We start from the raw sequence: 23,267 nt of genomic DNA on the forward strand, positions 1-23,267 counted from the left end.
GACAATTCCAAGCCGAGGGCTGCTGCCTTTATATGAGGTGATCCGTCGACGCGTCGAAGAGATGGACCTGGCCCGGATCGACCGAAAGTCCGATCATGTCTCCTGCCTTGACCCTGTCGCGGCGCGTCTCGACGATTGTCAGTTCCGGCTGGGTCTCCGCGACGATGAAGGTCGACGAGCCGGTCGATTCGACGAAGGCGATCGGCACGTCGAAGCTGCCATGGCCGGGCTCGACGACGCCGATGTGCTCCGGCCGGATGCCGGCGATGAGCTTGCGGCCGGGTTCGATGGCACGTGATATCGCAAGCGTCTGCTTCACCGCGCCGAAGTCCAGGATCAGGCTCTTGCCGTCTTCCGCGGCGATCGCGGGAATGAAATTCATGGCCGGCGAGCCAATGAAGCCGGCAACGAACCGGTTCGCCGGCCGGTCGTAGAGGTCGAGCGGCGCGCCTTGCTGTTCGATGATGCCGTCGCGCATCACCACCACATGGTCGGCCATCGTCATCGCTTCGACCTGGTCGTGCGTGACGTAGACGAAGGTTGCGTGCAGCCGGTCGTGCAGCGACCGGATTTCCTTGCGCATGTGGACGCGCAGCGCAGCATCGAGATTGGACAGCGGCTCGTCGAACAAGAAGGCCTTGGGATGGCGGATGATGGCGCGGCTCATGGCGACGCGCTGGCGCTGACCGCCAGAGAGCTCGCGCGGATAGCGCTTCAGGAGATGCGAAAGACCGGTCGTCGCCGCCACGTCCTCGGCCGCCTTCTTGGCCTCGGCCTTGGCGATGCCGCGAATGCGCAGGCTGTAGGTCAGGTTCTCCTCGACCGTCATATGCGGATAGAGGGCATAGGACTGGAACACCATGGCGACGTCGCGCTTGCGTGGTGGCACGCCGTTCATCAGCTCGCCGGCAATCCTGAGATCGCCCGACGAAATGCTTTCGAGGCCGGCAAGCGAGCGCAGCAGCGTGGACTTGCCGCAGCCCGAGGGGCCGACGAGCGCGACGAAAGTGCCCTTGGCGATCGAAAGGTCGATGTTCTTCAGGGCGTGGAAGGCGCCGTAATATTTGTTGACGCCTCTGAGCTCGATCTGTGTGGTCATTTGAGGGCTCCAGAGGTGAGGCCGGATACGATGCGGCGCTGCAAGAGAACGAAGATGGCAAGGATCGGCGTCACATACATCGTGGCGTAGGCCATGATGTTGTTCCACTCGTTGGTGTTCGGCCCCATGAAGGAATTGAGGCCGACGCTTGCCGGCTGAAGGTCGACCGCCTGGATCATCGACTTCGAATAGACGAATTCGCCGAAGGCCTGCATGAAGATCAGGATGGCGCTGACCAGGATGCCGTTGCGGGCAAGCGGCAGCACGATGTTGAAGAAGGCGCCGACGCGCGAATTGCCGTCGACGAGAGCCGCCTCCTCCAACTCCTGGGGAACGCTCATGAAGGTGGCGCGCACCAGGATGACGAAGAAGGGCATGCTCTTTGCCGCGACCGCGATGATGACGGCAAGGCGTGGATAATTCAGCATGCCGATCTGCGAAAAGCCGACGAAGATTGGCGTGATCATCAGCGATGCCGGTAGGACCTGCAGCATCAGGATCAGGAACAGACCGATATCCACCCAGACATTGCGGTATCTGGCGAGCACATAGGCGCAGCCGACGCCAAGCAGCGTGATGAGCGCCATGGAGCCGAGCGCGATGACCAGCGAGTTCCAGAGATAACGGCCCATGTCGCGGCTTTCCCAGACATAGGCATAGGTGCCCCATTGGGGTGCAGCCGGCCAGAAGCTCGGCGGCGTCGCGAACATCTCCGAGCCGCTTTTCAGCGCGGTGATGTACATCCAGTAGAGCGGGAACAGATAGATCGCCGCCATGACGATCGATATGGCGAGCATCAGGCGGTCGCGATTCGTCGTAATCATCCGCGCACCTCGTGGCGTGTGGACCGGACATAGACGACGGACGCGAACATGACGAAGACGATCATGATGACGGAGATCGTTGCGCCCTTGGCGAAGTCGTATTGGCGGAAGGAGAGATCCCAGGCCCAATATTGCGTGACGTTCGATGAATTGTTCGGCCCGCCCGACGTGATCGCGGCGAAAAGATCGAATTGCTGTAACGTGAAGATCAGGCCAAGTGCGATGATGGCGCCGATGGTCGAGCGCATCATCGGCAGCGTGATCGTCCAGAAGCGCTGCCAGACATTGGCGCCGTCGAGTTCGGCGGCTTCGTAGAGATCGGCGGGAATGCCGGCAAGGCCGACGGAAAGCAGGATCATGTTGAACGAGGTGCCGAGCCAGACATTGGCGATGATGACGGCATAAAGCGAATAATGCGGGTCCGAGCGCCAGAAGATGTTACCCGAGATAATGCCGCTTTCCTTGAGAATGAAATTCAGCACGCCGAAATCGCCCGACAGAATCCAGTTCCAGATGGCGCCGACGACGAGGCCGGGCATCACCCAGGAGACGAGGAACAGGCCGCGCATCCATGAGGCGCCGGGAAAATTGACCCAGAAGAACAGCGCCAGGCCGAAGCCGATCAGGAACTGGCCGGCGATGGAGCCGACGACGAAGATGACGGTGTTGTAGAGGATCGGCAGCGTCTCCGGCTGCGCGAAGAGGTCGGTATAATTCTTGAAGCCGACGAAGGGACGCGAGAAGGTCCCGAGGCTGAACATGTCGACCTCCTGGAAACTCATCACGACATTGTAGATCAGCGGCAGCCCCGCCATCAGGAACAGAAAGCCGAGCGGGAAAGCGACCAGCACGATATCGAAACCGCGGCCGTCCCTGACGCTCATCAGGATCCTCTTCATGGGTCCTCCGATACTCCGAACGGGGCCGCCTGGCGCATGCTGCGGAAGACGGCCCCTGCCGGGAGGAAATGATGCGATGAACCGAGGCTCATCCGGTTAAAAGACGCGTTGCTTCCGGTTCCTCTTCTCCCCGCTGGGGAGAAGAGGGAGCAAGCGGCTCGCTTGCAGCCAATGATCAGCCTAGTACTGCCTTGATCTTGTCGGCTGCCTGGTCGAGCGCGTCTTTCGGGCTCATCTGGCCGGTCAGTGCTGCCTGGATGGCGTCCTGGATCGCCTTGGAGATCTTCGGCCATTGCGGATGCGGGCCGCGCGGCTTGGCGTATTTCAGCTGTTCGAGGAAGACCTTGAGGGCTGCATCCTTCAGCGGCTGGCCGGTCTCGGGGATCGAGATGTCGGAACGGGCCGGAAGCTGGCCGAAGTTCTTGAACATCTTGTCGTCCTGCGAGGCGAAATATTCGAGCGCCTTGAAGGCTTCGGCCGGATGTTTGCTGGTGGCGAAGATCGCCCAGTTGAAGTCGCCCATGGCCGAGGAGCGTTCAGCCCCTTCCTTGGGAACCGGGAGCAGCGTGACGCCCCAGTCGAACTTCGCTTCCTGCGTCATGCGGTCGAGCTCCCACGGGCCCGAGATCGCCATTGCCGCATTGCCGGAATTGAAGGTGCCGGTCGAATCCCACTGGCCGCGCGTCAAGGTGTCGGGAGAAGCGAGCTTCTCGTCCATGATCGTCTTCCAGATCCCGAGCGCCTTCACCGCGCCTTCGGCATTGATGTTCTCATAGCTGCCGCCGCCCATCTGAGCCCAGGGAAGGAACTGGAAGGTGCCCTCCTCGTTGGCCTTGGCCGAGAAGGCGAGACCATAGACGTTCTTGGCGGGGTCGGTCAGCTTACGCGCGTCCTCGACGAGCTCGTCCCAAGTCTGCGGTGGCTTGTTCGGGTCGAGGCCCTTGGCCTTGAACATGTCCTTGTTATAGTAAAGCGCGATCGTATTGGTCGCCTTCGGCACGCCAAAATACTTGCCGTCCCACTCGACCGATTTCAGCGGGCCGGGGAAATAATTCTCCGGTTTGATGACGGTCGACTTGGCGATCATGTCGGTAAGATCCAGGAAGGCGCCGCGCGACGAAAACAGCGCATGCTCCGGATTGTCGACGGCGATGATGTCGGGCGCCTGGCCGGTCGCATAGGCACGCATCGCCTCGGTGACGACGTCGTCGAACTGGATCAGCCGATATTCGATCTTGATGCCGTTGTTCTGGGCGTTGAACTCCTTGACGAGGTTCGGCGCCGGCTGGGTGTCCTTATCCAGCGACCAGAGCGTCAGTGTGACGTCTTCGGCCTTGGCCGAAAGACCGAACAGCGAGACGCCTGCAAGTGCGAGAGCGCCCAGAATTGCATATTTGTGGATAGCCATGGTTCTCCTCCTTTGTGGTTATCCCCGTTTCCGGCAATTCCTCCTTGCCGGAAACGATATCATCAGATGGGGTCGACGACGAATTCGCCGCCCCGGGCATGCTTGAGGTGGTTCAGCGCATAGACCTGGCCGGTCATTTCAAGCGCGTCGCGATAGACCGGGTCGTGCCAGCCTTCGATGTCGATCGAGCCCGACCAGCCGGCGAGGCGCAGTTCAGAAATGATGTCGGTCCAGTTGCTGTCGCCGAAGCCCGGCGTGCGCATGAAGACGAATTTCTCCTTGCCGAAGATACCGTGTTCCTTGATGACCTCCCAGCGGATGGTCGCGTCCTTGCCGTGGACGTGGAAGAACTTGTGCGCCCATTTGCGGATCTGCGGCAAAGGGTCGATCAGATAGACCATCTGATGGCACGGCTCCCACTCCAGCCCGATATTATCGTCAGGCGTCTCGTTGAACATCAGTTCCCAGGCGTCGGGATTATGCGCGATATTCCAGTCGCCGGTCGCCCAGTTGCCGTCCATGGCGCAATTCTCGAAAGCAATCTTGACGCCCTTGTCGGCCGCCCGCTTGGCAAGCTCGCTCCAGATCTGCTTGTAGCGAGGCAGGCTGTCTGTCAGCGGCTTGCCGCGGATGCGGCCGGTGAAGCCGGCAACGCAGGTGGCGCCGAAGTGATGGGCATTGTCGATACAATGTTTCCAGCCCTCCAGCGTCTCGAGGTCGATTGCGGTCTCTTCCAGCGGATTGCCGAACATGCCGAGCGTCGAGATGGTGATGTCGCGGTCGCCGATCGCATCGAGGCAACGCTTGCCGAGCTCGGCCAGGTCCTGGCCCTTCGTCGTCTGCCAGAAGAAGGGCTCGAAGCTTTCGAAGCCCATGCCGGCGATCTCGCCGATGCGCGCGGCGGCATCGCCCTTGTTGCCGCTGACCATGGTGCCGATACGAATGGATTTTGCAGGGTTGCTCACGTCACGTCATCCTATGCTGAAATTTCGACGCGCCTGCCCGTCTTGGCGCTTTCGATTGCGCCGAAGACCATGGCAAGGCTTCGGATATTGTCGGAATTGACCGTCTCGGGCCGTTTGCCGGTGCCGATCGCCGCGATGAAGTCGGCGATGACGCTGGCGTGGCCATGGGTTTCCTCGTCATGTTCCGGACCGGGAACGTTTACGGCAGCGGAACCATGCAAAAGGCCGGGCTCTTCGCCGGCAACAGTCGCCTTGAAACTCTCCTCGCCATCCCAGGTGAGCATCCCCTTCGAGCCGACGAGACGCCACTGGCTTTCCCAGCTGGTGCGCTCGCCCTCGGCGCACCAGGAGCCGCGATAGGTGAAGACGATGTCGTCGGTAAATTCGAAAATGGCATTGGCCGAGGCGCCGTGCCGGTACCACGAACCCTTCGGATTGCGCTCGACGCAATAGACGGCGAGCGGCTTCCGGTCGGCGACGTAGCGCGCCGAATCGAAGGTGTGGATTGCCATGTCGAGAAGCAGGACATTGTCCATCTCTTCGCGGAAGCCGCCGAAATGCGGCGCCAGGAAGAAGTCGCAATGGATGCCGGTGAGTTCGCCGATCGCGCCGCTGTCGACGAAGCGACGCAGGCGCCTGACGCCTGATATGAAGCGACGGTTCTGGATGACAGCGTGGATACGGCCGGTCTCGGCGGCAAGATCGACCAGCGCAGCGCCCTCGGCAAGCGAGGCCGCCATCGGCTTTTCGCTGAGCACATGGCAGCCGGCCTTGAGTGCCGTCGAAACGACGTCGTAGCGCGCAGCCGGAATGACGATGTCGAAGACCAGATCAGCCTTCGTGGCAGTGATGACGGCAGACAGGTCCGAACCGATGACGGCGCCTTCAAGGCCGAACTCCGCGGCAAGCTTTTCGGCCGTCTCCCGGTTCAGGTCGACAAGGCCGACGATGGTGATGGATTCGGCCAGCAGAGGGTTGGAAGCGATGGCGCGCAACCAACCTTTGGACATAGCTCCGCACCCGCACAAAATGGCACTGAATTTCACGATTTCCTCCGAAAGAATGGCGCCAACTCCTGATGACACGCACTCCGTAAACGTTTACGACTGTATGCGGAAACATTTTACCGTGTCAATAGAGGCAAAATGCGAAATTGCAGACCGAAAGAAAATCGCGGCCGATGAAGGGGATTCGCCAGCTTGCCGAATACCTGGATATCTCGATCGGCACGGTCTCCCGTGCGCTGAACAGCAAGCCCGATGTCAATGAGGAAACCCGCCGGCGGGTGCTGGCGGCGGCCAAGGAACTCGGCTATGTCGCCAATCAGTCCGGGCGGAGCCTGAGGCAGGGGGAGACGAAGGTCATCGGGTTGATGATCGAATCCAGCAAGGAAACGGTCGAGAACGCCGACAACTTCTTCCTCGGCGTCACCAGCGGCCTGCAAAGCGTCTTTGCCCGCCACAAGCTCGACCTCATCATGCTGCCCTGCCCGAGCGACGAGGACCCGCACGAATATCTGAAGCGGATGGTGGCGCGGCGCATCGTCGATGCGATGATCATCTCGGACACGCAGCGCGTCGATCGGCGCATTGATTTTCTGTCGAGGGCGAAAATCCCCTTCGTCGCGCTCGGCCGCAGCCTTTCGGCCAACAATTTCCCCTGGATCGATCTCGATTTCGAGGGCGTGGCCGACCATGCCGTCGAGCGGCTGATCGCGCTGGGCCACCGCCGGATCGCGATCACCGCGCCGTCGAGCGAGGCCAACCTCGGCTATCTCTTTATCGACAGCTATTGCCGGGCGCTTGAGCGGCACGATATTCCCTTCGACCCCTCGCTCGTCATCCGCGTCAAGTCGAGCGAACAGGGCGGCTATCTGGCGGCCCATGAGCTGCTGTTGCTCGAAGAGCGGCCGACGGCGGTGATCTTGATCTACGAGCTGATGGCGATCGGCCTTTACCGCCGCCTGATGGAATCGGGCGTCATGCCCGGCCGCGACCTTGCGGTGATCGGCTTCCGCGACGCTCCGCGCGCACGGTTCCTGCAGCCCTCGCTCAGCTGCTTTCGAATGTCGCTCTACGATCTCGGCGTCGCGCTCGCCCGGATGCTTCTCGCCACCATGCCGGTCTATCGAGATTTCTATCCGGGAGGCGACCGCAACATCATCTGGCCCCTCGAACTGATGGCGGGCGAAAGCGACGCGTTTCGGGTTGAGGTCATGGCCTGAGCACTATTGGCTTGCTTCCGGAAAACAGAAGCGAGCCCCTTCATGTACCTGCTGCAAAGAACCGGTTCTCAGGCCGCGGCAATCCGAGATGTTCGCGCAGCGTCGTGCCCTCGTATTCGCTACGGAACAGGCCGCGGCGCTGCAGCTCGGGAACCAGCCGGTCGGTGACGTCGAGGAGACCCTGCGGCAGATAGGGGAACACGACGTTGAAACCATCCGAGCCTTCCTCATCAAGCCAGCGTTCCATCTCGTCGGCGATGCTGGCAGGCGTGCCGACGAAGGCAAGGCCGGCATAGCCGCCAAAACGTTGCGCCAACTGACGCACCGTCAGATTTTCCTCCGCGGCAAGCTTCAGCACCTGTGCCCGGCCGGTCTTGCTGGCATTGGTGTCGGGAATATCGGCCGGTAGCGGCGCGTCGGGATCAAAGCCCGAAGCGTCATGGCCGAGCGCGATTGAAAGCGAGGCGATGGCGCTGTCGTAATGCACCAGACTGTCGAGCGTGGCGCGTTTGGCGCGCGCCTCCTCGATGCTGTCGCCGACGATGACGAAGGCGGCGGGCAGGATCTTCAGGTGCTCGCGGTTACGGCCGATGGCTTCCATGCGGCCCTTGATATCGGCATAAAGCGCCCTGCCCGCGGCAAGATCGCGCGGCGAACAGAAGACCATCTCGGCGGTTTCCGCGGCAAGCTGGCGGCCGGGGTCCGACTGGCCGGCCTGGACGATGACGGGCCAACCCTGCGGCGGCCGGGCGATATTGAGTGGCCCGCGCGCGCTCAGTTCCTCGCCCTTGTGGCCCAGCACATGCATCTTTGCCGGATCGAAGAACAGGCCGCTTTCCCGATCGCGGATGAAGGCATCGTCGGCGAAGCTGTCCCAGAGCCCGGTGACCACGTCGTAGAATTCCCGGGCGCGATGATACCGCTCGCCATGCTCCACATGTTCGTCGAGGCCGAAATTGAGCGCGGCATCAGGGTTCGACGTCGTGACGATGTTCCAGCCGGCGCGGCCGCCGCTGATATGGTCGAGCGAGGCGAAACGCCGGGCAATGTGATAGGGCTCGTCGAAGGTGGTGGAGGCCGTGGCGACGAGGCCGATGCGCTCCGTCACCGCTGCCAGCGCCGAGAGCAGCGTAAAGGGCTCGAAGGAGGTCACGGTGTGGCTGCGCCTGAGCGCCTCGACCGGCATGTTGAGCACGGCAAGATGATCGGCCATGAAGAAGGCGTCGAATTTCGCCCGTTCCAGCGCCTGTGCGAAGGACTTCAGATGCGCGAAATTGAAATTGGCGTCGGGATAAGAACTGGGATAGCGCCAGGCGCCGGTATGCAGGCTGACGGGACGCATGAAGGCGCCGAGGCGCAACTGCCGTGGGGTCATGACTTTCCTCATGGATCGGGCAAGGCGGCCGCCTGCCCCGCATTGGGCGTTCTGTCTGGAGCCGCTGCGGCGACGCATCGGATATCGGTTACGTAGGAGGTCGGTGAAATCAAATCGAGGCCGGCGGTGGTAATTTCCGGCAGGAATTTCATTGCTTCTCCGACCCGCGTTTTCGCGCGAACGCCAGACCGGAAGCCTAATCGCGACCGCCGGAGGCTGATAAGCAAACACTTTTCATTTTCGATGACGTCTATAGAATTTATGCTCTTATCTCGACGCTCGATTTCTTTCACCGATAGCATCGTCAGAAGTGGAGACATCGATGAACACCGTGCTAAGGCAAGCAGATCAGATCCGGCCCGTGGCCGACCGTATCGGCAGCGATGATGAGGCGATCGCCACCGCCCGCAGACTGGCGGCACAATTTGCCGCACGCGCCGCCGAGCGCGACGCCGAACGGATCCTGCCGTTTGGTGAACTCGATCTTCTCGCCCAGTCCGGCCTTCTGGCGATCACCGTACCGGCGCAATATGGCGGGCTTGACGTCTCCAACGCCGTGCTTGCCGAGGTCACCGCGATCCTGTCTGAGGCGGACGGTTCGATCGGCCAGATCCCGCAGAACCATTTCTATATTCTCGAGGCGCTCAGAACCGACGGCGGCGAGGAGCAGCAGCGCTATTTCTTCGGCCGCGTGCTGGCCGGCGACCGTTTCGGTAATGCGCTGTCCGAGCGCGGCACCAAGACGGTCGGCCACTACAACACGCGCATCACCCGCGACGGTCCGGGTTACCGGATCAACGGCCGCAAATTCTATTCGACCGGCGTCCTCTTCGCCGACTGGATCACCATCTTCGCGCTCGATCCGGAGGACCGGTTGACCATGGCCTTCGTGCCGAAGGGTACTGAAGGCGTCGAGATCGTCGACGACTGGGACGGTTTTGGCCAGCGCACCACCGGCAGCGGTACGACGATCCTCGACAATGTCTATGTCAGCGCCGATTCCGTGGTTTTCCATCACAAGGGCTTCGAGCGGCCGACGACGATCGGCTCCGTTGGTCAGATCATCCATGCCGGCGTCGATCTCGGTATTGCACGGGCGGCCTTTGCCGAAACGCTGGAGTTCGTCAGGACGAAATCACGCCCCTGGATGGATAGCGGCCTTGAGCGTGCCGCAGACGATCCGCTGACGATCGCCAAGGTTGGCCAGATCGCCATCCGGCTGGAAGCCGCAACGGCTCTGGTGGAGCGCGCCGGGCACAAGGTCGATGCCGCGCAGGTCGAGACGACGGAGGAAAAGGTGATCGCGGCCACGCTTGCAGTCGCTGCGGCGAAGGTACTGACGACCGAAGTGGCGCTCGAGGCCTCGAACACGCTTTTCGAGCTTGCCGGAACCTCGTCAGTACAAACAGGCCTCAACCTCGACCGCCACTGGCGCAATGCCCGCACCCATACGCTACACGATCCCGTGCGTTGGAAATATCACGTCGTTGGCAACTACCATTTGAACGGCGTAACGCCACCGAAGAACGGTGCGCTCTGAAACCTCCATTCCTACCAAGGAAAAGCCCCATTGCCGATGCCGGCAATGGGGCTTCGTTCTTCGATGGAAGAGTGGTCGCCTCAGCTGTAGAGGCTGACCTGCGGTATCTTGTCGTTCAGCACGAATTCGCCGACTTCCCTCGCCTTGTAGAAGACCGGGTCGTGCAGAGTATGGGTGCGGACATTGCGCCAGAAACGGTCGAAGCGGTATTTGTCGGCTGTTGAGCGTGCGCCCGTCAGCTCGAAGACGCGCGACGTGATGTCAAGCGAGACATGAGTGGCGTGGACTTTGGCGCCATAGGCTTCCGCCGCCGCGGCGCCGCGCTCGCGCTCGGTGACGTCGCGGCCGCGGGCAAGACCCGCCTGCACGGCGGCTGCGGCACTGTCGGCAAGGGCCGCCGAGGCCTTCAGCGCGGCAGTGAATTCGCCGACGCGTTCGAGGATATAAGGATCATCCGCCGCCCGCTCGACACCGGAGGTTATCCACGGCCGGGTCGTGTTGCGGACGTAATCGACGGCCGCGTGCAGCGCGCCTTCCGCGGTGCCGAGATAGAAATTAACGAAGACCAGCTGGATGAACGGCGTATTGAAGGTCGACAGCACCGGCGGTGCTGCGTCGGGTGCGGCGGGTACGCCGACGAAATCCTCCTCGTAAACGGGGAAATCATGAAATTCGACGCTACCGCTGTCTGACAGGCGCTGACCGATATTGTCCCAGTCGTCATTGGCGACGTAACCTTGACGATTGGTCGGCACGGCGAAACCGGCGATCTTGTCGTCGAGCGTCGCATTGGCATTGATGTAATCGGAGACCCGCGCTGCCGTGGAGAAGGACTTGCGTCCGTTCAGCACATAGCCGTTGCCGCGACGGGTGAGCACCAGCCCGGGATCGCGCGGATTGACGGCCGCACCCCAATAGAGGTTCCTGGCGACCGTATCGCTGCCCAGCGCATGGGCGCGTGCGGTATCAAGGGCCCAATAGATGTACTGGCTGTTGACATAGTGGTAGCCGAGCAGCTGGCCGATCGAGCTCTCGCCACGCGCGAGAATGCGCACCAGCCTCAGCCCGTCGACCCAATCGAGGCCACCGCCGCCGATCTCACGGGGATGCAGCGCATTGAGCAGGCCGGCATTCTTCAATTTGACGATTTCGCCAAGCGGCGGGCGGCCTTCGCGATCGAGGTCTGCGGCGCGCCCGGAAAGGTCGGCAGAGATATCCTGCGCACGGGCAAAGAGGTCTTCGCGCGTCGGGTTGCGGCTGGTCGCGAAGACGACATTGGACTGGCTCATAGGCGGAACTCCAATTCTCCAAAAAGATGATCCGGCGGGAGACGAGGCTCCCGCCGGAAGGATCGAGGGTGACCTCCTCAGAAAAGCTTGTCCGGAATCCAGTTGGCGGTCGCCGCATCGCTCGTGCTGAAGGCCGGGATCTTTTCGGCCAGCTCCTCGATCGTCTTGACACCGGCTGCGCGCAGGCTTTCCTGCGTCAGAAGCGTTGGCTTCACGGTGATTTGGTGGGGAACCGTCTGTCCGGCGATTTCGAGTGCTGCGGCGCGAATGGAGACGGCGCCGACGACGGCAGGATTGGTCGCCACGGTCGCGACCCAAGGGCTGCCTTCCTCGGTGATTTCCTGGATATCGGCCGTCGAGACGTCGGCCGAATAGATCTTGAGCTTGTTTGATATGCCGAGGTCGTTGGCGGCGAGCTTCACACCGCGGGCGAATTCGTCATAGGGGGCGAAGATGACCGATATATCGGGATTGGCGGTGAGCACGGCCTTCGCCTGATCGGCGGTCGAGGTCGCCGTCGTGTCGCTGACATTGCCGAAACGGGCCTTTTCGACCACGCCTTTATTGTCCGACTTGAACTTGTCCCAGACTTCGTTGCGGCGGTCGAGCGGCGCAAAGCCCGCGACATAGACGTAGCCGGCGTTGAAGCTGTTGCCGTTGTCCTTCACCACCTGTTCGAGCGCCAGTGACGCGAGTTCGTGATCGCTCTGCTCCACCTGCGGAATCTTGGGGTTGTTGAGGTTGACGTCGAAGGCCACGACTGTGATGCCCTTGTCGAGCGCCTGCTGCACGACGTCGCCGAGCGATTCCGGCAGGCCGTGGTCGATGACGATGCCGGAGACGCCGAGATTGATCGCCTGAAGGATCTGTTCGCGCTGCTCGGCGGCATCCTGCCGGCCGGGGAAGATGCGCAGGTCGATATCCAGCGCCTTGGCCTGGGCTTCAGCCCCTGCCTGGTACGCCTGGAAGAAATCGCCGGCCGAGATGTAGCTGATCAGCGCTACTTTGACGCCGCCCTTGTCGAAAGGGGCAGGAGCGCCGGACAGACCGTCGGCTTTTGCGCCTTGAATGAAAATGAACGGAATGACGGCGGCGGACAGTGCGAGCCGTGCGAGGGATTTCATCGTCGCGTTCCTTTTAGCAATCGGGAGCGTCGTCTGACAGGTCTGGCAGCCCTCGCGACGCGTCGGATTATTAGATATAATCTCTATGTTTTTAGTAGAGTAAATGATCCGATTTTATGGGCTGTGGGAGATTCTTTGTTTCCCGAGGGCAGTTCGCCGGGGAAAGGCGTGCCTGGAGTTCGACCGCCCGGACAGGGCACACTCCGGCTTCGATTGCAGTCTCGGACCTTTATCGATGCCGCTTCTTCACATTGAAAATATCACCCGCAGTTTCGGGTCGACGCGGGCGCTTGCCGGCGCTGATTTTTCTATGGAACGCGGCGAGATCGTGGCGCTGATGGGCGCAAACGGCGCGGGAAAATCGACTCTGGTCAAGATCCTTTCCGGCGTGCTTCCGGCCGATGGCGGCATGGTCAGCCTCGATGGCCGCGCCTTTGCGCCGCGTAGCCCGGCCGAAGCAGCAAGGGCCGGTGTCGTCACGGTGCATCAGTCGACGGATCTCGTCGGCGCGCCCGGTCTGACCGTTGCCGATGCCCTGCTGCTCAACCGGTTTGGCGATCGCAGCACACCCTTCTTCGTCTCGCGCGCCGGCATCCGCCGTGCCGCGCAGTCCATGCTCGATGCCGCCGGCTTCACCCTGCCGCTGGACCGTGATTTCGGTGACCTCGCCAGCGCCGATCGGCAACTGGTGGCGATTGCCCGGGCGCTTGCCAACCGCGCCGACCTCCTCATCCTCGACGAGCCGACGGCGAGCCTTTCCGGAGAGGAAAGCCGCCGCCTCTTCGATATTCTGCTGAGGTTTCGCAAGCGGGGACTAGCGATCCTCTATATCTCGCACCGCACCGCCGATCTCGAAGCCATCGCCGACCGCGCGCTCGTCATGCGCGGCGGCCGCGTCGTCGGCACCTTCTCACGGCCGATCGATTTTTCGAGCGCCATCGAGACGATGATCGGCCGCAGACTGGATGCGGCCCGGCCGGATGTGCGGCCCGCGACCGGACCAGTGATTTTGGAGATGCGTGATATCAGCCTGCTCTCTGGGGCCGCCTCCTTTGATCTGTCATTGCATGAGGGCGAGGTGGTGGCGGTGACCGGTGTGCTCGGCGCCGGCAAGAGCCGGCTGCTGTCGGCGATCTTCGGGGTGACGGCGCTTGCCGGCGGTGCGATGTTCCTCGGCGGTCGGCCCTACCGGCCGAAAGGCCCGGCCGAGGCGATCGCCGCAGGTGTGGCGATGGCGGCCGAAGACCGTCATCGTTCCTCGCTGATGCCGCCGGCATGGCCCGGCCATTCGCTGTCGGCGACGATCAGCCTGCCGCATCTTGGCAAATGGTATCCGCGCGGTTTCCTTGTCGGCGGCCGTGAACGACGCGAAGCCGAACTGGCGATCACTCGTCTCGGTATCAAGGCCGCGGGTCCGCTCGCCTCGGTCTGGTCACTGTCCGGCGGCAACCAGCAGAAGGCGGTGATCGCCCGCTGGGAGGCGGAACCGAGCCGTTTGCTGCTGCTCGACGAACCTTTCCAGGGTGTCGACGTCGGCGCCCGCCGCGACATTATCCAGGCGATCCGCACCCGCACCGATCGGGCGACGCTGATTGCGACCTCCGATCCGGAGGAGGCCTATGAAGTGGCCGACCGCATCCTCGTCATCGACCGCCACGTGTTGAGACCGGCGGCCGGCGAGGCTTTTCATTCCGCCATCCAGGGAATATCCGCATGACGACGATCGATGACGACACTCTTCCACAGGCAAGCGTCCGGCCGAGGGCCTCGCCGCAAGCCGATAACGGCCGTCTCGCCGCCCTCGGGGCGTTCCTGCGTGCGGGCGCGGTGTTCATCCTGCTGGCGCTGCTCATCGTCGGCTTCACCATTGCCCAACCCGCCTTCATCAATATCGCCAATCTGATGAGCATCCTGCAGGCGGTGTCCGTCGTCGCCATCCTCGGCGCCGGCGTCACCGTGACGCTGGCTGTCGGCGGTTTCGACCTGTCGATCGGCGCGGTCGCCGCATCGAGCGTGATGGCGGCGAGTTATGCGATGATCGTCTGGCACCTTGATGCCTATGCGACGGTGCCGCTGGTGCTCGCCTTTGGCGCCCTGATCGGCTTCGTCAACGCCTTCCTCATCGTGCGCCTGAAGGTGCCGGATCTGTTGGCGACGCTGGCGATGATGTTCCTGCTTTCCGGCCTGCAGCTGATCCCGACCGCCGGCCGATCGATTTCGGCCGGCCTCACCCTGCCTGACGGCTCGAAGGCGACCGGCGCCTACGACCCCGCCTTTTTGCTGATCGGCCGCTACAGCATCCTCGGCACCCTGCCCGTTGCCGTGGTGCTGATGGCGGTGGTCGCCATCGCACTCTTCATTCTCACCGAACGCACTCGCATCGGCCGGCTGCTGTTTGCGACCGGCGGCAATGAGGTCGCGACCCGGCTTGCCGGCGCCTCGACGGTGCGGCTGAAGACGCTTGCCTATGTCCTATCGGGCACGCTGGCATCGCTCGGCGGCATTGTCATCGCCGCCCGCGTCGGGCGTGGTGATATCTCGTCCGGCGGCTCGCTGCTGATGGATTCGGTCGCCGCCGCGTTGATCGGCTTTGCCGTCTTCAACCTGCGGCGTCCAAACGTGCTTGGCACCATTGCCGGCGCGGTCTTCGTCGGCGTGCTGCTGAACGGCCTCACCATGCTGAACGCCCCTTACTACACCCAGGATTTCGTCAAGGGCGCCGTGCTCGTCGGAGCCTTAGCGCTGACCTACGGCCTCGGCCGCAGCAATCCCTAATTCCAAGGAAGAAAACATGACCCGCGAAATCAGGCTGAACGCCTTCGACATGAATTGCGTCGGACACCAGTCGCCGGGGCTCTGGCGCCATCCGCGCGACAAGTCCTCAACCTACAAGGATCTCGACTACTGGGTGCATCTGGCAAAGACGCTGGAGCGCGGCAAGTTCGATGGGCTGTTCATCGCCGACGTGCTCGGTGTCTACGATGTGCTGAACGGCAATGTCGATGCCGCACTTCGCCATTCGGCGCAGGTGCCGGTCAATGATCCGCTGCAACTGATCCCAACCATGGCCTACGAGACCGAGCATCTTGGCTTCGGCCTCACGGCGTCGCTCTCCTTCGAGCACCCCTACACCTTCGCCCGCCGCATATCGACGCTCGACCATCTGACCAAGGGGCGCGTCGGCTGGAATATCGTCACCTCCTATCTCAACAGCGGCGCGCTCAATATCGGCCAGCCGGCGCAGACGAAGCATGATGACCGATACGACCTCGCCGAGGAATATCTCGAGGTCTGCTACAAGCTCTGGGAGGGAAGCTGGGAGGATGGCGCCGTCGTCCGCGACCGGGAAAGCGGTATCTTCACCCATCCTGACAAGGTCCACCCGATCCGCCATGCCGGCAAGCATTTCAACGTGCCCGGCATTCACTTGAGCGAGCCCTCGCCGCAGCGCACGCCAGTGCTCTATCAGGCCGGTGCTTCCAGCCGCGGCAAGGATTTCGCCGGCGCCCATGCCGAGTGCATCTTCGTCGCGTCGCCGTCGAAGCCTGTGCTGAAGCGTTATGTCGCCAATGTCCGCGAGGCGGCCGAACGGATCGGCCGCAACCCGCGCGAAATCCTTGCCTTCAACCTGCAGACCGTGATCCTCGGCGAAACGGATGCGGAGGCGCAGCGGAAGTTCAACGAATACCGCAAATACGCCTCCTTCGAGGGCGCGCTGACGCTGATCTCCGGCTGGACCGGCATCGATTTCGGCCAGTTCGGACCGGACGAGGTGCTGCGCCACCGCCATACCAATGCGGTGCAATCGGCCGTCGAAACCTTCACGACAATCGATCCCACCAAGGAATGGACCGTGCGCGAAATGGCCGATTGGGTCGGCATCGGCGGTTTCGGCCCTGTTTTCGTCGGCTCACCGCAAACGGTCGCCGACCTGATGCAGGAATGGATCGAGGATACCGATGTCGACGGCTTCAACCTCGCCTATGCCGTGACGCCCGAGAGTTTCGAGGATGCCGTCGATCTGCTGGTGCCGGAACTGCAAAAGCGCGGCGTTTACAAGACCGACTACGCCAAGGGGACGTTGCGGGAAAAGCTTGGGGGAGCGGGGCCGCGCCTTGTCGCGCCGCATCCGGGTGCTGCCTATCGTAATCTGGCGGGAGAACCGGTCAGGCTTGCCGCCGGCGGCTGACCGGCAGTGATTGCTCGGGCGAATGCGCACAGGGCAGAAAAATATCTCGCCCGGCTTGCGCATTTGAATTTAATATCCGTCGCAATGATCTTTTCGCTTCGAATATAGTCTGGCGAATTGTTCACCGACCAGGAGGGGTCATGACCGTATCATCTATCTCGCGGCGCACGCTGATGAAGGGCACTGCCCTGCTGCTTGCTTCGACGGCGCTCGCCCGACAGGCGCTTGCGCAAGCTGCTCCCGCCGGCGGCCGGCTGATCGTTGCGGCCGATTCCGAGCCGAAGAACCTCAATCCTGCGATCGTCGCCTCGAACGGCGTCTTCTTCGTCGCAAGCAAGGTGATCGAGCCGCTGGCCGAAGCGTCGTTCGACGGCAAGGACGGGCTTGCGCCGCGCCTTGCCACCTCCTGGGAGGGCTCGGATGACGGCCTCTCCGTCACCTTCAAGCTGCGCGACGGCGTCACCTGGCACGACGGCAAGCCGTTCACCTCAGTCGATGTCGCCTTCTCCGCGCTCAATATCTGGAAGCCGCTGCAGAATCTCGGCCGCCTGGTCTTCGCCAATCTCGAAGCCGTCGACACGCCCGACGATTACACCGCCATCTTCCGCTTCTCCAAGCCAACGCCGTTCCAATTGATCCGCAACGCGCTGCCTGTCGTCACCAGCGTCGTCGCCAAGCACATCTTCGACGGCACCGACATCGCCACCAACCCGGCCAACAACACGCTGATCGGCACCGGCCCGTTCAAGTTCGCCGAACACAAGCCTGGCGAATATTACCGGCTGGCGCGCAACGAGAATTATTGGGACAAGGACCAGCCGAAACTCGATGAGATCGTCTTCCGCGTGCTGCCCGATCGCGAAGCGGCGGGTTCGGCGCTCGAAGCCGAGGAAATCCAGCTTGCCGCCTTCTCGGCGGTGCCGCTGGCCGATCTCGACCGCATCTCGAAGGTCGCCGGCATCAAGGTGATTTCGAAGGGCTATGAGGCTTTGACCTATCAGCTCGTCGTCGAGATCAATCACCGCCGCAAGGAGTTGGCCGACCTCAGGGTCCGTCAGGCGATCGCGCAGGCGATCGACAAGAAATTCGTGGTCGACACGATCTTCCTGGGTTACGCCGCCGCCGCGACCGGCCCGGTGCCGAAGAATGCGCTGCAGTTTTATACGCCTGACGTCGCGGCCTATGATTTCAATCCGGCTGCGGCCAACGACATTCTCGACAAGGCCGGATATAAGCAGGGCCCTGATGGCAACCGCTTTACGCTGAAGCTCCGCCCCGCGCCCTATTTCAACGAGACCCGCCAGTTCGGCGATTATCTTCGCCAGGCGCTGGCCGTGATCGGCATCAATGCCGAGATCGTCAATGCCGATGCGGCCGCACACCAGAAGGCTGTTTATACCGACCACGACTTCGACCTCGCCGTCGGCCCACCGGTTTTCCGCGGCGATCCGGCGATCTCCACCACCATTCTCGTCCAGTCCGGCACCCCAGCCGGCGTGCCCTTTTCCAACCAGGGCGGCTACGTCAATCCGGAGCTCGACAAGATCATCAAGCAGGCCTCCGAAACCGTCGACACGGCGGCGCGCACCGATCTCTACCGCAAGTTCCAGCAGCTCGTCGTCGCTGACCTGCCGCTGATCAACGTCGCTGAATGGGGCTTCATAACCGTTGCGCGCGACACCGTGCTTAACGTCTCGAACAATCCGCGCTGGGCCGTCTCGAACTGGGGCGATACCGCGCTGCAATCGTGATAGGATCGGCGGCAATTCCCTTCCAGAGGCCCTGTCAGGCGTGAAACGAGCCATCATCCTCCTGAGGCGCAGGGCGATCAGTAGTATTCCGGTGCTGCTGATCGTGGTGATCTTCACCTTTTTCTTGCTTGAGTCAGCCTCGGGCGATGCGGTCGACGCCTATCTCGGCTCGATCGGCGGCGGCGATGCGGCACTTAGGCAGTCGCTGCGCGAGAGTTACGGTCTCGACCAGTCCATGCTTGCGCGCCTCTGGCTCTATCTCTCATCGCTGGCGCGGCTCAATCTCGGCTGGTCGGTCGCCTTCGGCCGGCCGGTTGGCGCGCTTATTGCCGAGCGCCTGCCCAATACGCTGCTCCTGATGGGCAGCGCCACCGCGCTCTCCTTCGGCCTCGGCTCGGCGCTGGGCATTCTTGCCGGCGCGCGGCCGGGCAGCATGCGCGATCGGCTGCTGTCGATCGGTTCGCTGATCGTCTATGCCATTCCAAGCTTCTGGCTCGGCCTGGTTCTGAGTATCGCCTTTTCGGTGAAGCTGCGCTGGTTTCCGATCGCCGGCGTCGAGACGATCGCTTCCGGCAAGACAGGATTTTCGCGCGCGCTCGATATCGCCGATCACCTCGTTTTGCCGGTCGGCGCGCTCGCGCTGATCTATCTCGCTCTGTTCCTGCGGGTGATGCGCAGCGGCATGGTCGAGGCGTGGAAGCTCGATTTCGTGCTCTTCGCCCGCGCCAAGGGCCTGTCGCGGAGCCGGATCGTGCTGCGCCACGTGGCGCGCAACGCGCTGCTGCCGCTCGTCACCATGCTCGGACTGCAATCGGCGGCGATGCTCGGCGGCAGCGTGGTGATCGAGAGCGTCTTTGCGATCCCGGGTTTCGGGCGTCTGGCGCAAGAGGCGGTCAATGGCCGCGACGCGCCGCTGTTGATGGGCATCGTCGTCACCAGCGCCGTCCTCGTCATTTCCGTCAATTTCCTCGTCGATCTCGTCTATGCAGCACTCGACCCGCGCATCGGCGCTTCGGAGGGCGGCACATGAGCCGCCTGCTGCGCACGCCGGAAGGCGTGATCGGGCTTGTGATCCTTCTCGTCCTGCTTTCGGCCGGGCTGCTCGCCCCTATCCTTTCACCGGGCGATCCACTGAAGATTGCCGGCCGTGCGCTGCTGACGCCCTTCACCGATCCGGCTTTTCCGCTCGGCACCGACCGGCTCGGCCGCGACGTGCTGGCGGGCCTGCTTTATGGCGCGCGGACCTCGCTGGCCGTTGGCCTTGCGGCAGCGTTTTCGGCCATGGTGCTTGGGCTCTGCGTCGGCATGGCCGCCGGTTTTGCCGGCGGGCTCGTCGACGAAGCGCTGATGCGCGTGGTCGACGCCTTCCAGATCGTGCCGGCTTTTCTGCTTGCCCTTGCCTTCGTCAGCACCATCGGCGTCTCGACGCCTGTCGTCGTCATTGCCATTGCGCTCGGCACCTGGGCCGATCCGGCGCGGCTGACGCGAGCGCAGGTGCTTGCCATCCGCGAGCAGGATTACGTCGCCTCGGCAAGGGTGATCGGCATGCATCCGGCCGAGATCGCCTTCCGGGAAATCCTGCCGAACGCGCTGCCGCCGGTGCTGGCGCTCTCCGCCACCATCGTCGCCGGCGCGATCCTCACCGAGGCAGCGCTGTCCTTCCTTGGCCTCGGCAACCCCAATATCGCCACCTGGGGTTCGATGATCGCCGAGGGCCGCAGCGTGCTGCGCTCGGCATCCTATCTCTCCGTCATACCGGGCGCGGCGCTCGCCATCACCGTGCTCGGCGTCCATCTCTTCAGCGAGGGTCTCGGCAAGGCGCTCGGCGATAACGATGCGAGGGCGGCATGAGCGGCATCTTCTGCAGCCTGCGGCAGCTTTCAGTCACCTATGGGCGCGGCGCTGCTGCCGCGCTCGACAGTGTCGATCTCGATATCGCCGCCGGCGAAAGGCTGGCGATCATCGGCGAAAGCGGCTCCGGCAAGAGCACGCTCGCCCGCGCGCTTGCAGGCCTGCTGCCGGAGGGCGCTAAGGTCCGGGGCGAGATGCTCTGGCCTGCACTTGGCCATCCGCCTCGTCCCGGCCGCGATTTCGGCTTCGTCTTCCAGGATCCGGGCTCCAGCCTCAATCCCGTCCTGACGATCGGCGAGCAGATCGCCGAGGGCGCCAGGCGCCACCTCGGCCTCAGCTGGAAACAGGCCTATGCCAGGGCCGAAGAATTACTCGAGCGGGTACGGATACCGCAGCCCGACAAGGCGATGCGGGCCTTTCCGCATCAGCTTTCCGGCGGCCAGCGCCAACGCGTGGCGATTGCGGCGGCCATTGCCGCGAGGCCTGCGCTGCTGATCGCCGACGAGGCGACCAGCGCGCTGGACGTCGTCGTCCAGGCCGAGATCGTCCGGCTGCTCGACGGGCTGGTGCGCGAGGATGGCATGACGCTTCTCTTCATCACCCATGACATCGCGCTGGTCTCCGGCTTCGTCGATCGCATCGCCGTCTTCCGCAATGCGAGGCTAGTCGAGGCGGGCCCCGTCCGTTCGGTGCTTTCAGCGCCCAAGAGCGACTATACCGCCGCCCTCATCGCCAGCCATCGTGACCTCGCGACGCCGCCGCTGATCGCGGAGGAGCTACCATGAACGATGTGCTGCTTTCCGTCGAAAACCTGTCGAAAGGGTTTGCTTCTGCGGGCCGCCAGGTTGCCGCTCTCGACAATGTGTCGCTGACGATCGCGCCTGGGGAAACGCTCGGCCTCGTCGGCGCCTCCGGCAGCGGAAAATCGACGCTGTCGCGCATCCTGCTGCGGCTTGTTGCTGCCGATGCCGGCTCGATTCGCTTCGAGGGAGAGGATTGGCTCGCGCTGAATGGCGCGCCTTTACGCCGCCGGCGGGCGCGTATGCAGATGGTGTTTCAGGATCCGCTCGCCGCCTTCAATCCGTTGGCGAGCGTTAGTGCAGTGCTCGACGATCCGCTTCGCATCCACGGCGTCGCAAAAGACCGGCGCCCCGGCGAGATCGTCGATCTGCTAGAGCGTGTCGGCCTCACCGCCGATCATGCCGCCCGGCCGGTGCGTTCGCTCTCCGGCGGCCAGCGCCAGCGCGTGGCGATTGCGCGGGCGATTGCGACGCGGCCGTCGATGCTGGTGCTCGACGAGGCGGTCTCGGCGCTCGACGTCACCGTGCGTGGCAGGATCCTGGAGCTTCTGGTCGATCTGCAGAAAGAACAGGGCATTGCCTGTCTGTTCATTTCGCACGATCTGGCCGTGGTGCGCGCCGTTTCCCACCGCATCGCCGTTATCGATGGCGGACGGATCGTCGAGACCGGTCCGGCAGCGGCGGTCGTTGCCGCTCCGCAATCGGAGGCCGCCCGCGCGCTCGTGGGCGCCGTCCCCCGTCTCGTGACCGATCTTTGCTGAAGGAAGTATCCATGTCCGATCTTGGTTGGAATCCCCTGCATGCCGTGCCCTCCTATCCCGCGGAGCGCTACGCCGTCCTTGCCGACAGGATCGGCGACATATTGTGCAGCCGCAACGATATATTACTGGTGCAGGCCGAGGCGGTGGTGGCGCTGGAGGCGGCGGCGCTCAGCCTTGCGCGCCCCGGCCTTTCAGCACTCAACATCATCACCAGTCCCTATGGCGGCTGGTTCGGTCAATGGCTGCGGCGGGGTGGCGCGTCGGTCGCTGATATCGTCGCCGAACCGGGCCTGCCGATCGAGATCGAAACAGTCGCCAAAGCGCTCCAGACAGGTCCGAAGATCGATGTTCTCGCGCTGGTGCACGCGGAATCCGCAAGCGGCATTCTCAACCCCCTGCCCGAGATCTTGGCGCTTGCCCGGGCTCGCGGCGTCGTCACGGTTGTCGACGCGGTCGCATCGGTCGGCGGCCATCAGCTCGATGTCGACGGTCTCGGCATCGACATCGCCGTGATCGGGCCACAGAAGGCGCTCGGCGGTCCGGCTGGCGTGTCCGCGCTTTCGGTCAGCGGCAGGGCCTGGGATTTGATCCTCAGTGACGGCGCACCGCGCGATTCGATCTTGTCTTTGGCCGATCTGAAGAGCTGGATCGACGGCGGCCGGCGTGGCCTGCCGGGAACACCGGCGTCGCTGGAATTCTTCGCGCTGGAGACAGCGCTCGACCGCATCGAGGCCGAGGGTCTGGAGAATGTGGTCGCTCGCCATGCGCTGGCGGCATCGGCGACGCGAGCGGGGCTTGCCGCGCTCGGTGCCCCGGGATGGGTGCCGGCAGTAAAGGCGTCGAACCTGGTCACGGCAGTGCCGGTGCCGGAGGCGCTCGCGCCTGCCGCGCTGATCGCAGCTGCCGGGCAGCTCGGGGTCGAGCTGAGCGAAGGCGTTGGAACAGCGCCGGCCCGTCTCGTGCGGCTGAACCACACGGGTTCGCGCGCCGCATTCCAGACGGTGCTGTCGAATGTCGTGGCGTATGGCGCCGCTCTCAGGCAGGCAGGCCATCCCTCGGATATATCAGCCGCCTCGGAGGCAATATCCGCAGCCTACAGTCGATGAAAGCCGTATTCGGCCCTTGATAATCATGGTTCATCAAGGCAGGAGAGTAGTATCGCGGAGAC

21 protein-coding genes are annotated in these 23,267 nt (G+C 63.1%); 11 read left to right on the forward strand and 10 right to left on the reverse strand.

Annotated features, from left to right (window positions below; all coding sequences use genetic code 11):
- Positions 1–28 precede the first annotated feature (28 nt).
- From AC244Q_RS32955 to AC244Q_RS32980, 6 genes are all read right to left on the reverse strand, one after another.
- Positions 29–1,099 (reverse strand): ABC transporter ATP-binding protein, encoded by a 1,071-nt coding sequence (locus tag AC244Q_RS32955; RefSeq protein WP_012760059.1) that lies wholly within the window; start codon positions 1,097–1,099, stop codon positions 29–31.
- Entirely contained in the window at positions 1,096–1,923 is an 828-nt protein-coding gene (locus AC244Q_RS32960) for a carbohydrate ABC transporter permease (protein ID WP_017997193.1), read from the reverse strand. The genes AC244Q_RS32955 and AC244Q_RS32960 overlap by 4 nt, the downstream gene beginning before the upstream one ends.
- Positions 1,920–2,822: a carbohydrate ABC transporter permease gene (locus AC244Q_RS32965; protein ID WP_003552007.1), complete on the reverse strand. Its 903-nt coding sequence runs from the start codon at positions 2,820–2,822 to the stop codon at positions 1,920–1,922. The genes AC244Q_RS32960 and AC244Q_RS32965 overlap by 4 nt, the downstream gene beginning before the upstream one ends.
- Positions 2,823–2,997: 175 nt before the next feature.
- A complete protein-coding gene (locus AC244Q_RS32970; protein ID WP_128405782.1) occupies positions 2,998–4,230 on the reverse strand; it encodes an ABC transporter substrate-binding protein in 1,233 nt (410 codons plus the stop codon).
- Between the two features lie 62 nt (positions 4,231–4,292).
- A complete protein-coding gene (locus tag AC244Q_RS32975; protein ID WP_012760055.1) occupies positions 4,293–5,195 on the reverse strand; it encodes a sugar phosphate isomerase/epimerase family protein in 903 nt (300 codons plus the stop codon).
- 11 nt (positions 5,196–5,206) lie between these two features.
- Positions 5,207–6,241 carry a Gfo/Idh/MocA family protein gene (locus tag AC244Q_RS32980; protein ID WP_017997194.1) on the reverse strand — a complete coding sequence of 345 codons (1,035 nt, stop codon included), beginning with the start codon at positions 6,239–6,241 and terminating at the stop codon, positions 5,207–5,209.
- 134 nt (positions 6,242–6,375) lie between these two features.
- On the opposite strand from AC244Q_RS32980, the gene AC244Q_RS32985 reads away from it, so the two are divergent.
- Positions 6,376–7,419, forward strand: coding sequence for a substrate-binding domain-containing protein (locus AC244Q_RS32985; RefSeq protein WP_128405781.1), 1,044 nt, complete (start codon positions 6,376–6,378; stop codon positions 7,417–7,419).
- Between the two features lie 40 nt (positions 7,420–7,459).
- On the opposite strand, the gene AC244Q_RS32990 is transcribed toward AC244Q_RS32985, so the two are convergent.
- Both AC244Q_RS32990 and AC244Q_RS32995 read right to left on the reverse strand, forming a co-directional pair.
- Positions 7,460–8,794: an LLM class flavin-dependent oxidoreductase gene (locus AC244Q_RS32990; RefSeq protein ID WP_128405780.1), complete on the reverse strand. Its 1,335-nt coding sequence runs from the start codon at positions 8,792–8,794 to the stop codon at positions 7,460–7,462.
- Positions 8,795–8,802: 8 nt separating this feature from the next.
- On the reverse strand, positions 8,803–8,946 hold the full coding sequence (locus tag AC244Q_RS32995) for a hypothetical protein (protein ID WP_017997197.1): 144 nt from the start codon (positions 8,944–8,946) through the stop codon (positions 8,803–8,805).
- 170 nt (positions 8,947–9,116) lie between these two features.
- On the opposite strand from AC244Q_RS32995, the gene AC244Q_RS33000 reads away from it, so the two are divergent.
- Positions 9,117–10,334 carry an SfnB family sulfur acquisition oxidoreductase gene (locus AC244Q_RS33000; protein WP_012760050.1) on the forward strand — a complete coding sequence of 406 codons (1,218 nt, stop codon included), beginning with the start codon at positions 9,117–9,119 and terminating at the stop codon, positions 10,332–10,334.
- Positions 10,335–10,414: 80 nt separating this feature from the next.
- On the opposite strand, the gene AC244Q_RS33005 is transcribed toward AC244Q_RS33000, so the two are convergent.
- Positions 10,415–11,623 (reverse strand): acyl-CoA dehydrogenase family protein, encoded by a 1,209-nt coding sequence (locus tag AC244Q_RS33005; protein ID WP_012760049.1) that lies wholly within the window; start codon positions 11,621–11,623, stop codon positions 10,415–10,417.
- Between the two features lie 77 nt (positions 11,624–11,700).
- Positions 11,701–12,747 (reverse strand): substrate-binding domain-containing protein, encoded by a 1,047-nt coding sequence (locus AC244Q_RS33010; protein WP_012760048.1) that lies wholly within the window; start codon positions 12,745–12,747, stop codon positions 11,701–11,703.
- Positions 12,748–12,982: 235 nt separating this feature from the next.
- On the opposite strand from AC244Q_RS33010, the gene AC244Q_RS33015 reads away from it, so the two are divergent.
- The 9 genes from AC244Q_RS33015 (at position 12,983) to AC244Q_RS33055 (ending at position 23,205) form a co-directional block, all read left to right on the forward strand.
- Positions 12,983–14,464 (forward strand): sugar ABC transporter ATP-binding protein, encoded by a 1,482-nt coding sequence (locus AC244Q_RS33015; RefSeq protein WP_128405779.1) that lies wholly within the window; start codon positions 12,983–12,985, stop codon positions 14,462–14,464.
- Positions 14,461–15,522, forward strand: coding sequence for an ABC transporter permease (locus AC244Q_RS33020; protein ID WP_128405778.1), 1,062 nt, complete (start codon positions 14,461–14,463; stop codon positions 15,520–15,522). Before AC244Q_RS33015 ends, AC244Q_RS33020 begins: the two co-directional genes overlap by 4 nt.
- 16 nt (positions 15,523–15,538) lie before the next feature.
- Positions 15,539–16,936, forward strand: coding sequence for an LLM class flavin-dependent oxidoreductase (locus AC244Q_RS33025; protein ID WP_113545351.1), 1,398 nt, complete (start codon positions 15,539–15,541; stop codon positions 16,934–16,936).
- Between the two features lie 140 nt (positions 16,937–17,076).
- Positions 17,077–18,687: an ABC transporter substrate-binding protein gene (locus AC244Q_RS33030; RefSeq protein ID WP_017997204.1), complete on the forward strand. Its 1,611-nt coding sequence runs from the start codon at positions 17,077–17,079 to the stop codon at positions 18,685–18,687.
- Between the two features lie 40 nt (positions 18,688–18,727).
- A complete protein-coding gene (locus tag AC244Q_RS33035) occupies positions 18,728–19,717 on the forward strand; it encodes an ABC transporter permease (RefSeq protein ID WP_017997205.1) in 990 nt (329 codons plus the stop codon).
- Positions 19,714–20,538: an ABC transporter permease gene (locus tag AC244Q_RS33040; RefSeq protein ID WP_017997206.1), complete on the forward strand. Its 825-nt coding sequence runs from the start codon at positions 19,714–19,716 to the stop codon at positions 20,536–20,538. Before AC244Q_RS33035 ends, AC244Q_RS33040 begins: the two co-directional genes overlap by 4 nt.
- Entirely contained in the window at positions 20,535–21,323 is a 789-nt protein-coding gene (locus AC244Q_RS33045; RefSeq protein WP_017997207.1) for an ABC transporter ATP-binding protein, read from the forward strand. The genes AC244Q_RS33040 and AC244Q_RS33045 overlap by 4 nt, the downstream gene beginning before the upstream one ends.
- A complete protein-coding gene (locus tag AC244Q_RS33050) occupies positions 21,320–22,099 on the forward strand; it encodes an ABC transporter ATP-binding protein (RefSeq protein WP_012760040.1) in 780 nt (259 codons plus the stop codon). Before AC244Q_RS33045 ends, AC244Q_RS33050 begins: the two co-directional genes overlap by 4 nt.
- A gap of 11 nt (positions 22,100–22,110) precedes the next feature.
- A complete protein-coding gene (locus tag AC244Q_RS33055) occupies positions 22,111–23,205 on the forward strand; it encodes a pyridoxal-phosphate-dependent aminotransferase family protein (RefSeq protein WP_012760039.1) in 1,095 nt (364 codons plus the stop codon).
- Positions 23,206–23,267 lie beyond the last annotated feature (62 nt).

Source organism: Rhizobium sp. CB2179 (assembly GCF_057653455.1).